The 13,402-nt window shown below is 64.2% G+C and carries 8 protein-coding genes; 6 read left to right on the forward strand and 2 right to left on the reverse strand.

The window, feature by feature from the left end; all coding sequences use genetic code 11:
- Nucleotides 1–276: 276 nt before the first annotated feature.
- From F7O44_RS07915 to F7O44_RS07935, 5 genes are all read left to right on the forward strand, one after another.
- Nucleotides 277–8,943 carry a golvesin C-terminal-like domain-containing protein gene (locus F7O44_RS07915; protein ID WP_162449682.1) on the forward strand — a complete coding sequence of 2,889 codons (8,667 nt, stop codon included), beginning with the start codon at nucleotides 277–279 and terminating at the stop codon, nucleotides 8,941–8,943.
- Nucleotides 8,940–9,539, forward strand: a complete 600-nt coding sequence (locus F7O44_RS07920; protein WP_162449683.1) for a hypothetical protein — start codon at nucleotides 8,940–8,942, stop codon at nucleotides 9,537–9,539. The genes F7O44_RS07915 and F7O44_RS07920 overlap by 4 nt, the downstream gene beginning before the upstream one ends.
- Nucleotides 9,540–9,665: 126 nt before the next feature.
- The gene (locus F7O44_RS07925; RefSeq protein WP_162449684.1) at nucleotides 9,666–9,905 is read left to right on the forward strand and encodes a hypothetical protein; all 240 of its coding nucleotides are present in this window, start codon (nucleotides 9,666–9,668) and stop codon (nucleotides 9,903–9,905) included.
- Between the two features lie 305 nt (nucleotides 9,906–10,210).
- Entirely contained in the window at nucleotides 10,211–10,780 is a 570-nt protein-coding gene (locus F7O44_RS07930) for a hypothetical protein (RefSeq protein WP_162449685.1), read from the forward strand.
- Between the two features lie 373 nt (nucleotides 10,781–11,153).
- Nucleotides 11,154–11,627, forward strand: a complete 474-nt coding sequence (locus F7O44_RS07935) for a hypothetical protein (protein WP_162449686.1) — start codon at nucleotides 11,154–11,156, stop codon at nucleotides 11,625–11,627.
- 37 nt (nucleotides 11,628–11,664) lie between these two features.
- On the opposite strand, the gene F7O44_RS07940 is transcribed toward F7O44_RS07935, so the two are convergent.
- Both F7O44_RS07940 and F7O44_RS07945 read right to left on the reverse strand, forming a co-directional pair.
- Entirely contained in the window at nucleotides 11,665–12,204 is a 540-nt protein-coding gene (locus F7O44_RS07940) for an endonuclease V (RefSeq protein WP_222851167.1), read from the reverse strand.
- 8 nt (nucleotides 12,205–12,212) lie between these two features.
- Nucleotides 12,213–12,425 (reverse strand): hypothetical protein, encoded by a 213-nt coding sequence (locus tag F7O44_RS07945; RefSeq protein ID WP_162449687.1) that lies wholly within the window; start codon nucleotides 12,423–12,425, stop codon nucleotides 12,213–12,215.
- A 519-nt stretch (nucleotides 12,426–12,944) separates the two neighbouring features.
- Between F7O44_RS07945 and F7O44_RS07950 the strand changes: the two genes are divergently transcribed.
- Nucleotides 12,945–13,298: a hypothetical protein gene (locus tag F7O44_RS07950; RefSeq protein WP_162449688.1), complete on the forward strand. Its 354-nt coding sequence runs from the start codon at nucleotides 12,945–12,947 to the stop codon at nucleotides 13,296–13,298.
- Nucleotides 13,299–13,402 lie beyond the last annotated feature (104 nt).

Consider the following 13,402-nt stretch of genomic DNA (forward strand, 5'->3'; position numbering starts at 1 on the left):
CCCGCGCGTGTATCACGGGCCGGGAATGCGGGGTAGGGGCCAGCGGGCGTGATTGTGATCACGCTACTGGTCACCTTGACCAAGTGCGCGCCGCCCGGCACAGTCATGGGACTTGACCGAAATGTCACGTTCGCGATGAGCGTTCTATTTCGGGCTGTTTGGTGGGGGCGTTAATTCGGGCGCCCGGGGTTGATCGCGTGAGTGGCACCTCATGTGAGGGAGCTCGCGGTGGGTAGGAAGCGTTTAGTTCAGCTTGTCGTGTTTGTAGTGTGCAGCGTGTTGGTCTGGTCGGGACTGCCTGCTGTCGCAGTCGCGTCGGACTCGTCGCCGTCGGAGGCGTCGCTGTCGGAGGCGTCGTCGGGTGAGTCTGCTCCGGGCGCGCAGGTCGGGGAGTTGGCCAAGAGGACGTCGGGGTCGGCGGCGGTGCCCCGGGTCGTGGAATCGCCCTCGGGTGAGAGAAGGCCGCCAGCACAACGGGCACGAGAGGTGGTGTCGGAGCGCACAGCCACCGCGAAGGTGTTCGAGCTCTCGGATGGGCGGTTCGAGGCGGAGCTGGCTCCTGATCCGGTTCATTATCTGGACGGTGATGGCTTATGGCGTGAGATCGACACGACAGTCGGTGGCTCCTCCAGGGAAGGCTTTGCGTACGGGGTCACGAAGAACAGCTTCAGGTCGTGGTTCAGCGCCCGCTCGGATCGGCTGGTTCGGTTTCAGGTCGACAACCGGCATGTGACGCTGGGCGTCGCGGGCGACCGGCGTGACCTGGAACCGGTCGTGGACGGCGCGTCGGTGACCTACGAGGACGTGTTCGATAGTGCGGACGTGGTGTATACGGTCGGATCAGCCGGGCTCAAGGAAGAAATCGTCCTTCACGAACCACCGGATGTCGCCGATGGCGAGGGTGTGGAGTATTCGTTCACGTTGCAGATGGGTGGCGTGACGGCCAGCGAGCGAGATGACGGCTCGATCGGCTTCTACCCTCGTGGCGCCGGCGATGAGGGGGTGCCGGTCTTCGAGATCCCGGCACCGTTCATGTTTGACGACACCGATGATCCGGACTCGCCACATGGGAAGGCCTGGTCGGACGAGGTGACGCAGTCGGTGTCGCAGACCGGCGCGAACACCGAGATCACGTTAACCGCTGACGCGGCTTGGCTGAGTGACCCCGAGCGGACGTATCCGGTGGTCATCGACCCGACGATCAAGATCGTGCCGAATCCGGCGGCGGCGGAGAACGCCATGGTGGTCGAGACATCGCCGAGCAGCAACTATGGCGACAACCCGCGCCTGTCGGTGGGAACGACGGCCACCGGCCGTACCCGGTCGTTGGTGAAGTTCGACCTGTCGCCGGTACCGGCGGGCACGAGGATCGATTCGGCGGTCATGCGGCTGTATTACGACCAGGTGCACACGAACAACGACCACGATGTCACAGTTGGCGCGCACCGGGTGCGCGATCCGTGGACTCAGTCGACGGTGACGTGGAACAACCAGCCGTCGGCGAACAGCGGAACGTCGTATTCACGCACGGTCGTGGACAATGGCGATTCGGGCACGTCGCAGGTGGGCGGCTGGCCGTTTTCGACGAACTCAAGCTTGACCGAACTGGCCTGGAATCAGGATTACCAGTACAGCAAGAACGATCACGCGAACGATGCATACACCTGGGTGCCGGAGCTACACGAACCCGGCACCTATTCCGTTGATGCGCACTATGTGCGCGCAAACGACCGCACGACGGTTCCGTACGCAGTGCACCATGCTGACGGGCAGCACAGTGCCCAGGTGGACCAGTCGGCCGGCTCTGGCGGTGTGTGGGCAGGTCTGGGTAGCCACACGTTCGAGGCGGGCACCGATCACAAGGTCGTGCTTGGCGGGGTTCCGGACAGCAGCAAGTCAGTTATCGCGGACGCGGTGCGTTTCACCCGCTATGCCCGCGATGTGAAGCGGGCTGGTGACACGAGTAAGTGGCACGAGTTTTCGGTGACGGCGACGGTGCAGTTGTGGCTCAATGACGGGGCGCCGAACTATGGGTTCATGCTGCGGGCCAGCAACGAGGCGCTGGGCCAGGGCGGGCCGCGCTATCAGGCCAGCCAATACGCCTATGGCGGCGGGGTGGAGAACCGGCCGAATCTGGTGGTCAGCTGGGGAGAGCCGGGGGTGGAGCTGGAGCCGGTGCGAAAGACGTACTCCACGGGCGCGGAGTTGCATTGGTCGGAATACGCTGACGATGACATCGCCGAGTATCAGGTGCACCGGGCGCAGACGGCCAACTACGACCCGTCGGCGGCGACGCTGGTGGCCCCGGTGCCGTCGAATAGGAGGACGTACACCGACACCACGGCCACGCCGACGCCGGCAGATGATCCGGACCCATTCGGTGCGTTTTACTACTACATGGTGGCGGTGAAAACCACCGACGGCGAGATCATTCCAGCCACGACGCAGATCGCGCGTCTACCGAAGGCCGGCCGGGTGCGGCACGTATTCCAGGCCGAGGTCTCCGACACGTCGTTGTCGCAGTCCCAACCGACCGACAACCTGAACACCCTCGAGGGCTCCCCGTGGCTGATGGTGGGCAACAACTCCTCCACCTATGGCACGACTCGTGCCGTGGTGCAGTTCCCTGGAGTGGAAGACGCCATTCCCGATACGGCGACGGTGGTCGGCGGGCAGCTTCAGCTATGGACGGCGCATTCGTTCGGTGGTGGGGCGAGCTTTGACGCCCACCGGCTGACGCGCGGATTCGAGCAGACCGAGGCGACGTGGCAGCGCGCGACGTCTGGCTCGGCTTGGTCCAACGACGGTGGGGACTTCGACCCGCAGGTCGCGGCGACCGTGGCGGCGATCCCGAACGAGCCCTATTGGCACCGTTGGTCGGTGGCCGACGTCGTGCAGGACTGGACTTCGCACGAACACGAGAACCACGGATTCCTCGTCAAGCTCGCTGACGAGGCCGGCCCGGAGCAGCGCGTGCTGTTCCTCTCCGGTGAGGCCGAGGAACCGTCGCGCCATCCCATGCTGGTGGTCACGTATCTGGAGGAGACCTCCGAGTCGACCTATTTCGCGCCTGACACGTCCGTTCGCGCCGAAGCCGGAGAGGAGCGCGCCGTCGAGGTCACGGTTACCAATACGACCGATGAGACGTGGACAACCAGCGACTATGTCCTCTCGTATCACTGGGCGGCGCCGGACGGCTCGGATGTCACCACAGCAGCGAATCGGGCCGAAACGGAGTTGCCGCAAGATCTGGCTCCTGGTGAGTCGGTGACGGTGAACGCGTCGGTGATCTCGCCTGCGCTGGAGGATGAGTCCAACAAGCGTGAGGCCTTCACCTTGCAGTGGGACATGCGCAATCGGGCCAGCGGTCAATGGGTCTCGAATCTGCGGAACATCCCGGCTCTGGATCAATCCGCGATCGTCGAAGACGTGACGTCCAACCAGCTGGGGCTGGAGAAGTTTTACCAGTACACCGGCACCAATGCCGGCGCCGGCTCGACTGTGCTGAACAACCTGCACGCCGGCAACACGGTCTTCTCCTACGACGCGCTGGCCAACCCGTCGCGCGGGGTTTCCACCTTCGTGCGGATGACGTACAACAGCCTCGACACGGCTGCGTCGTCCATGGGAGACGGCTGGTCGTTGGCGACCTCGAGCCTGATGCGGATGGGGACGCCGCTGGACTTCCATCCGCGAGGACAGGACTGGCCATCTCAGATCAGCCTGACCGACGGCGACGGCACGGCGCATCTGTTCCGGCTGAACAAACACGGCAGCAGCAACGACGAGGACTGGGACTACGACTCCCCGCACGGCGTAAACCTGTATCTGCAAAAGACCGGTTCATCGGATCCGACCCGGGCGTGGGTGTTCACCGCGCCCGACCGGACCCAGTTCTATTTCGACGACGACGGCTACCAGTCAGCACTGGCCGACCGCAACGGCAACGAGTTGCTGTTCACCTACGAACGCAAGAAGTCGAACAACAAGCCGATCAAGTTCCTGCGATACCTCACCGATCCCCACGGCCGCCAAACGCTGACGGTCGACTACTACTCCCGCGGTCAGGACTACACCTACGTCGACGACGACGGGAACACGCAGTCGGGGAACAACCTGACCAACCCGAAGATCATCGACCAGGTCGCCTCGGTCACCGATATCTCTGGGCGCACGATCGAATTTATCTACACCGACAAGGGCCTGCTCGCGGAGATGACCGACGGCGCCGGGGACCCGGAAGCCAAGACGTTCGGGTTCACCTACGACATGACGCAGGGGAACAAGAACGTCAAGCTGGTCGAGGTCACCGACCCCCGGGGCAACGGAACCGCGCTGTCCTACTTCGACGCGCCCACAGACCCGAAGGCGAAGTGGATGCTTGAGGCGTTGACCGACCGCACCGGCGGCACCACCGAGTTCGCCTACGTCGACCCGGATGGCCCGCAGGGCGGCACCGTTGAGACGACGGTGACAGACGCCAACGGCAACGACACCGTCTACGTCATGGACGGGTTCGGCCGGCCCACCTCGACGACCAACGCCAAGGGCGAGGCCACAAATCTGGTGTGGGACGACAACCACAACGTCATCGAACTGGAGGAGGACAACGGCGCGGTCACATCGTGGACCTACGACCCGAAGACCGGGTATCCGACCTCCATCACCGATGCGCAGGCCAACGCCGGTGGCGGGCAGAGCACCACTCTGAGCTATCAGGCCCAATTGAACGGCCACGTAGCCGAGCTGATCGAGAAGGAGAGCCCGGAGGGGCGGACGTGGGCTTTCGGCTACGACGCCGTCGGCAATTTGACCTCGGTGACCGACCCAGCGGGAACCGCGTCCAGCGCGTCGGGGGACTACACGACGAGCTACACCTATGACGGCTTCGGGCGGTTGTCGGCAGAGACTGACGCCAACGACAACACGACGACGTATACGGATTACCACCCGACCGGCTACCCACGCACGATCACCGACGCCCTCGACAACCCGACCTCGTTCACTTACGACAGCCGGGGAAACGTGCTCACGGTGGTCGACGCGAACGATGCGGCCAGCGAATACAGCTACGACGTGTTCAGCCGGCCGCTGGGATCCACCGAACCCAAGGACGAGTCCGCAGGCGAGTTCATTGTGACGCCGCCACCGGTGTACGACCCGAACGACAACGTGGTCGAGGCCGCTGCCCCCAATGGTGGCGTGTGGGCTTACGAGTACGACCCGGCTGACCGGATGACATCAGGCGTTGCCCCGCACGACGATCCAGGCGATCCTGAGCGGCGCACCACGTACAGCTACGACGCGGTGGGTAACGTCGTCGACGTCGTCGAACCTAACGGCAACTTGCCCGGAGCCAGCGACGGCGAGCACACCACCACCTACACCTATGACGGGGTTTACCAGCTCATCTCGGTGACCAACGCCGAGGGCGACGAGATCACGTACGAATACGACAACGTCGGCAATGTGGTCACCGTGGTCGACCCGCGCAAGAACGCCGCCGGCGATCCCTCGGCGTTCACCTCGCAGTACGCCTACGACCTGGCGCACCGTGTCACCGAGGCAACCGACGCTGCGGGCGAGACCGAGCAGACCGTGTACGACCTCGACGGGCTGGTCACGAGAACCATTGACAAGGACGGCTCGCAGACCCGGTTCACCCACGACGAACGCGGCCTGGTGACCCAGGTGTCCGTGCCACGTGAGGCAGCCGGCATGATCATGCTGCCCACGGTCACCAGGTACGAGTACGACGAGGTCGGCAACCGCACCAGAGTGATCACACCTCGCGGCGTGGCCTCATCAACCGAGCCCGACGCCTTCGTCCACGAAACCGTGTACGACGAGCTGAACCGGCCGGTCGAGGAGAGGCTCCCGTACGATCCCAACGATCCAGACTTCAACACTCCCGACGTCGTCACCTATGAGTACGACGCGGTGGGGAACCTGGCCACAAAGTCGGCTCCGCCGTCAGACGGGCAGGCGGTGCGCAACGAAACATCATACACCCATTTCGACAACGGGTGGATCAAAACCTCCACCGACCCGTGGGACATCGTCACCAGCTACGACTACAACGAGCTCGGCCAGCAGAGCACACGGACGCTGACAAGTTCGGGCGGCTCCTCGTCGCGGACGATGACATGGGACTACCTTGCCGACGGGAAGCTGGCCGCACGTTCCGACGACGGTGTCCCTGCCGGTCTCGACGTGGTGCTGGTGGATGACTCGGACGCACAGAACGTCGACGTGGAAGGGTCGTGGTCGCATTCGAACCCGGGATTGCCCGGTTTCCATGGCACGGGCTATCTCTACAGCGCATCCGGTGGCGGCAGCGGAGCGAACACGGTTACCTGGCGGCTCGCCGTTCCCGCCGACGGCGACTATGAGGTGTTCGTTCGGTACGTGTCGGACTCCAACCGCGCCAGCAATGCCCCGTACAGCATCGACCACACCGGTGGCGAGGACACGGTGCTGGTGGATCAGCGAACCGGAGGCGGCGAATGGGTGTCAGTGGGGACGCACGAATTCACCGACGGCGGCGATCACCAGATCGAACTGTCCGATGACGCCGACGGTCGCGTAGTCGCCGATGCGGTGAAACTCGTACGGGACAACTCCGACGACGCCGACGACCCCCAAGGTAAGACGTTCACTTACACCTATGACGCGAACGGCAACTTGATCGAGATCACCGATGACAGCGTCGACGCTGAGGTGGACGCCTACGAAGTGGTCTATGACGGGCTGAACCAGGTGGAATCGGTCACCGAGCTGGACGGCGGCGACGTCGTCGCCGCAACGTCATTCACCTACGACGAGAACGGCAACCCGCTCACCCGTGCCCATGACGAGCAGTACGCGGAGTACACCTATGACGAGCGGGACCTGCTGGTCGAGGTGTCCAATGCCGAGTCCGCCACGGATACGGACCCGAAGGTCACACAGTACTCGTACACCGCCATGGGATGGCGGGCAAGCGAGACCAAGGCCAACGGCAACGTGGTCACCTATGGCTACTTCCTCGATGGGCTCCTGCGTACCCAGGTCGAGACGAAGGCTGACGGGTCGACCGTGGTCAACGAGCACACCATGTCCTATGACCCGAACGGCAACCGCACCGAAGACGTGGTCACGACGATGGACGCCGACAACCCGTCCGGGTCGCTGGGCTACACCGCCGAGTACACCTACGACCCGCGAGACCGCGTCACCGAAGTGACCAAGACGGACACGTCGACCTCGTCGACGATGTCCACCGAGACCTACACCCATGACGCCAACGGCAACGTGGTCGCCCAGACCGTGGACGGCACCTCGACATCGTTCGTCTACGACCGCAACCGTCTGTTGACCGCGACCACGAGCGGCGTGTCAGCAGGCTACAACTATGACCCGTTCGGGCGGCTGGACACAGTCACAGCGGCAGGGGAGTTGTTGGAGCGCTACGTCTATGACGGGTTCGACCGGATCGCCGAGCACCGCAGCCCCACCGACAGCGGTGGTACGTCGCTGACGGCGTACACCTACGACCCGCTAGACCGTACGATTTCACGTCTCGACGACGCCGGTGGCGCCGGTGAGGAAAGCACCGAGTACGCCTATCTGGGTCTGTCCGGGCAGCTGATCAGTGAACACGTCGATGGTGAGCTGGCGACGTCGTATCAGTACTCGGCCTGGGGGCAGCGGCTGTCACAGGTCAAACACGACGCCGCCAGTGGTGAGGACGAGACGTCGTTCTACGGGTACAACCCGCGCACCGACGTTGAAACTCTCACCGATGAATCCGGCGACACGATCGCGACCTATGGCTACACCGCTTATGGCAGCGAGGACGAGGACCTGTTCACCGGGCTCGACGCGCCCGATCCCGGCGACCCGACCGTGGACGAGGCGTACAACGTGTACCGGTACAACGCCACCCGGTGGGATGCCGCGTCGGGCACCTATGACATGGGTTTCCGGCACTATGACCCGGGCCTGAACCGGTTCCTGTCCCGTGACATGTACAACGGCGCCCTCGACGACCTCAACCTCGGCCTCGACCCCTGGAACAACAACCGCTACGCCTTCGCCGGCGGCAACCCCATCACCCGCGTCGAAATCGACGGGCACTCCAACCAGGTCGCCGACGGTGGCCGCACCCCCGGCAGCGGAACCCCCAGCTGCAGCGGCTATGACTGCGCGACGGGCGGCACAAGCGGAGGCAGTGCGGCTGGTGGAGGGGGCGGCGTCGATAGCCAGCTGGTTGGCGCGATTTCCCAGGATCCGAGCCTGGGCTACATCCAAGGACTATTCGGCGACGAATATACGCGTATGCATGCTGGTCTTTCAGCGGACCCAGCAAGGCTTTACCAGGACATGGACCGTATTGCTCTCGCCGAAAGCATTGCCGGTCTGGCCTATGGCACTGGGAATGTCTTCGGAGTCTATGGACAACATCTCGGCTTGGCGGGCAGCCAGACATCATGCGCGGCGGACTCGGCTATCGGCTGTGCCGAAGTCCGCACGGGAGTGATCTTTGCCGGCGGAGGCGGACTCGGAGGCCTATTCCGCGCCGGATCCAGCGGAGCCGGAGCCACCGCCGGTGCTGCCGCAAGTGGTGGATCCCGGCTTGCACGGGACGTTGCGGTGAGCTCAACAGCACCTCGGGCGCTGCCTCTGAACCGGTCAATCGGGCGGGCATCGCACAACCGAGCGATCCAGTCCGATATTGCCGCTTTGCCGCGGGGAGCGACCGACATCCGTGTCAACCAGCAGCAGGTGAACGCACTTGGCCAGCGGGTCGGTATCAACCGGCCCGACCTCCAGTACACGCTGAACGGTCGGCGCCATTACATCGAGTACGAGGGACTCGCGAATCCTCGCGGCGCTGCGCACCGGAGCCGGATCCTGGCTAACGATCCGATTGCGAACTTCGTCCTTAGGATTGTGCCGTGACACTCCCATCGTTGATTGGCGGACCCACGACCCAGCAGGTCGGCTACTTCGCGTACGACTCAAGGCGGCTTGCTGACTGGATTCGCGAGGGTCTGGGCGGCGACTGGGTCCTTGCTACTCCGACATGGCGCTCACTTGAGGATGCTGTGTCGTCCCTGGTTCCTGCCCCTGTGTTGTTTCGTTACGCATGCGTCGCAGTAGACGGTTGGACCCTCGTGTTGAACAACGGCCCGCTCGGGACCGATGTGGGGGTTCTGCCGAGCTACGCCGCGCGAGAGCTCGGCTGTCGTGCGATCCGCGCCGTTCGCGTTGAGGACGACGCTGCGTACCCTGCTCGGATCCTTGAGGTCTATGGCCCGAGTGGAGAGCCGCCGTTGGCACTCGAACGGTCGATTGCCGCCGCCGACGACGGCGGGCGCTGGGTGTTCGAGCTTGGGGGAACGCCGTTTCCATTTGAGGATCAGTCGGCCTATCAGCGTCGATCCAAGGCCAGCCGGTTCACGAGCGAAATGGTTACTGACTACTTAAGGGCACTCGGTGTTCCAGCGGACGCGGAGCCCGACTGGAGTACGGCCGTGACGGTGGAGCGTCGCTGATGAGTCATCGCGCGGTCGTGGCCGACTAGAGGACGAAGAGCTCCGGTGGGCGAGGTGTGCGCGAGCTGGTGTGGTCCGCCGGGCACCGGTCCACTCTCATGACGGGCGTGGACAGTAGGAGGTTCGGTGGCGAACAACGCCGAATGCCTGTTTGGCTTAGAGCTTGGAATGTGGCCGTCCCCGGGTGCGCAGCTTCGAGTCGTCGCTGAGCGTGCGGTGTTCTTTGTTGGAGATGTTCCTGGCCTTGAGCGCATCCCCGACTACAGCAGCGACGAGGAGACAGAGATTCAGGCCAATCTGGTGGCGTGGAACTCGGCGTTCGTCCCGGTCTACGCGGTCTTTCTGGACGGCGCGCCGCTAGGCTAGAGAGCGGACGACGGCGGCTGATGGGGTACGCGCGACCGGGCGCAGGTGTTGTTCGAGTGGCTGGTGCGACTTGGTGCTGCGGAACAGCTGGTCGGGCTTGAGGATCAGGCTGGGCAGCGCGGCCTGGGGTGCCCGGAGTCGTTGGAAGCGTCTTGGCCGCGCCGCTTCGCGTGGACTACTGAAAGCTCGTGGAGGCCGCCCATGCCGTAGCACGCCAGGGCGCCGTGAGGGCTTGGTTGATCGATTCGAGGTATGTTCCGTGAGTGATGCGTGGCGTCGGAAAGGCAAGGACTGCGGCCGAATTGATGGCAGAGCTGGAGTCTGATCCGGAGTGGGTTGCGCGTCGGGACGAGCGTGACCGCGAGTTCGCCGAAAGAACTGCGAGGCTGCGTGCGGCTGAGGAGCCGTTGGTAGACGACCTGCAGCGTGTGGGGTTGTTCGTCGAGTCGGTCTGGGATCTGGTCAATACCTCCGAGCCTTATCCGGAGGCTCTGCCGATCCTCTTCAAGCACTTGGAGCGGCCGTACCCTGACGCTGTCCGCGAAGGTATTGCACGGGCGCTGGCGGTTGGTGAGGATGCCCGGTTCGCAGGGGAGACCTTGGTGCGGCTTTACCGCGATGAGAAGCCTGGCACGCGGGCTAAGGATGGGCTGGCGGTGGCGATCGCGGGCGTAGCCGGGGAGGGGTTACTTGACGAGGTGGTCAGCTTGGCGGGCGAACCGGCGCATGGCACAAGCCGTGTGCTGCTGCTGCGTGCGCTGGAGAGGTCACGCAAGCCGTCGGCACGAGCCGCTCTGGGGGAGCTGAGTTCTGACTCGGGACTTGCGAAGGAAATATCTCTTATAAAACGACGCCTGCGTAGAGAGAAAAGCTAGCGCGTGGAGAATGCTCGATTGCGGATGGCATGGCTCGTGGCTGGTGATCGCTGGCAACCTTGGAGATGGGCCACCAGCCTTGACATGTGGGCTGCAACTCCTAGGAGCAGTCCGTGGTATGTGAGTCATGGGGATGCGGATGGCAGATCCCAGACTGTCGGGAACTGGGGTGGCGTGCATGCTGAAGTCCGTATTCAGCAGATGCAGCCGGGCGGGCCGATGAGCAAGCCGTTCGGCTGGCGCACTTTGGACAGTTCTAAGGGCCCGAACTGGGTGGAGGGCACGGTGTGCACGGGGTGTCAGGTTTTCCCGCGCGGCCTCTTCGCGCCGGGCACGCGCGGGGCGCCAGGTGGGCCTTGGGGGGACTGAGATCGTGAAGTCGGTCGCAGAACGCATGGTTGAGGAAGTCGATTGGGCGTCCTATCGCGTGGCGATGGGTCCCGCGAGCACGCTTGGAGTGGCCCTGCGCCGACTCCTCTCAAGCGCCAACGTTGATGAGTCATCGTCGGCGTGGAATGAGATTGAGGAGCATGTCTTCTCGCAGGGAACCATCTACTCCGCGGCCGAGCCGACGGTGTCCGTCATGCTTGCGGCGCTGATGGAGGACCAGCCGTCGTGGCGAAGCGGGCGGATCTTGGATCTCTTGTTCTTCATCGTGAGGGGCACTTCGGCGACGGACCCGTCCTTGCGGGGCCGTTGCCTGGACCGTGCACGTGAAGGGCTTTGGCTGCTCGCGCGTTGGGCTCTTGCCCACGAGGGGTGGGCGCGAGATAACGCCTTGGAGGTGATCGAGGTCATCGCACCGGACCGTGTCGAACTCATTCGCTCGGCGATGGCTGAGCACTGAACTGCCTTGCCTGAGAAGGCGGGTCTGATCCCGAAGGTCAGGTGACGTGTTGCTCGGTGATCGGTCGAACGCGGCCACGAGCGAGGTTGTCCACCCGCGCAAGCGCGGCTGGGAGCCGGCTTGGCCCCGCCATCCCGGCAACGATCTGCGCCGCCTCGGCGATCTCGAGCCTTCCGGCAGCTGTGACGTAGAGAGGCCTGGTCGCTGCGCCGCGGATCACCTCGGCTGCGTGTGTCGCGGTGCGGAATGGCGTTTTTGCGACGCCGATGACTGGGATGCCGAGCGCGTCTGCGGTATGCGCCCCGAGCCCTGGGCGACCTTGGGAGTCAAGGGTCGCGTAGCCATCGATGACTAGGAGCTCAAGTGGCGGGCCGAGTGCTAGGACTGCTCGGATGCACGGGAGTTCGCGCTTGTAGAGTTTTCCCGGCTCGTATGGCTTTGCTCGGGCGATGTCGGCGACGTGCTCGGAAATGATCGTTGAGAAGGTCAGCTCTTGGCAGACGACCAGTGCCGCCTTCGCCCTTTCCTGGTCGTCGTAGTGGACGTCCACGGCGCCGACCATCGTCGCGTGGTTCACGGGCGAACTCAGCTGGCTTGGCCGGTGATGGCTTGGCGGGTGTGGTGGCGGAGGAGGGTGCCTTCGATGTAGGCGGTGACGTGGGCGCTGGAGCGTTCGGCGAGCTGCTGTTGGGTGAGTGACTGTGACTTGTGTGCTGTGCTGAGGCGGGCGGTGAAGTTGGTGTCGGTCACGGGCTCGCTTCCGGGTGCGTGCAGAGGGGGCGCTGGTTCCTCAACCATAGGTGCCGCCTTGGGCGTGGTTGACGAGTGAGAGCGAACTAGGTCCATTCTGGCAAGCGAAGTAACGTTCTTGACAGGAGTTGGCCGTAGCGCGGACTCCCGACGCAGAACTGGTGAGGCTCAAGGCCGAGGTGAGCGTGCAACGGTTGGTGGAGGGCTGCGGCGTCACGTTGCGCAGGCAGGGCAACGATCTGGTGGGTGCGTGCCTCGTTCCATGACGACTCGTCGGCGTCGCTGGTGATCACACCGGGCAAGAACCTGTGGCTCTGCCTGGGTGCGTGTGCGCGAGCTGGCGTGGTCCGCCGGGCACCGGCCCACTCTCACGGCGGCTGAGTGAGGAATTGCCGGACGCATCGTCCACATCCATCCTGCGGCGATGGCAGTGAGTTCATTGCGCCCAGTCGCGGATCGCCGCGCAAATGGGCACGCCTCGACCTGGTCCCTGTGCGCCGACCGTCGGCTCCCTGGCGTTAGGAGGCCCGTGCCGGACGCGGGCCGGTCGAGCGGCAGGGAGTCGGCATGGGTGTGGTTGAAGGGTTAATCACGGCGTTTGGGCTGCTGGGGGAGGCCGACGTAGGTCTGTTCGACCCTGGGATTAGGCCGAATGACGATGCGATTCCGGGGATACCGGCGCTGAGAAGACTGCTTGGTGGAGTTCTGTCGTTCTGCCTGTTCGCGTCGATAGGCGCGGTGATCGTGGCATTTCTGATGTGGGCCTGGGGGCGAATGTCGGGCTCGACTCACCGTGTCGATACCGGCAAGACAGCCGCTGGCTGGGCCCTGGTGTCGTTCATCGGCTTCGGAATGGTCAACACCATCACGTCGTGGGCGTGGGGCATTGGCCAGGGGATTCCGTTGCCCGGCGCGGAGTGAGTTGATGCGGAGCGATCCCGAGCCCGCGCTGACTGGTGGCGGCTGTGGTGGCCTGTTCGATCCGTTCTCCCAGTTCGTGTGCGAACTTGTCAGTGGCGAGGTCG

The sequence above is a fragment of the Phytoactinopolyspora mesophila genome (genome assembly GCF_010122465.1).
GTDB classification, from domain to species: Bacteria; Actinomycetota; Actinomycetes; order Jiangellales; family Jiangellaceae; genus Phytoactinopolyspora; species Phytoactinopolyspora mesophila.

Excerpts from the sequence above, each read along its gene's own strand:
- F7O44_RS07945 (WP_162449687.1), bottom strand. The coding sequence starts at position 12,425 with ATGGTTGAGGAACCAGCGCCCCCTCTGCACGCACCCGGAAGCGAGCCC.
- F7O44_RS07930 (WP_162449685.1), top strand. The coding sequence starts at position 10,211 with ATGGCAGAGCTGGAGTCTGATCCGGAGTGGGTTGCGCGTCGGGACGAG.
- F7O44_RS07950 (WP_162449688.1), top strand. The coding sequence starts at position 12,945 with ATGGGTGTGGTTGAAGGGTTAATCACGGCGTTTGGGCTGCTGGGGGAG.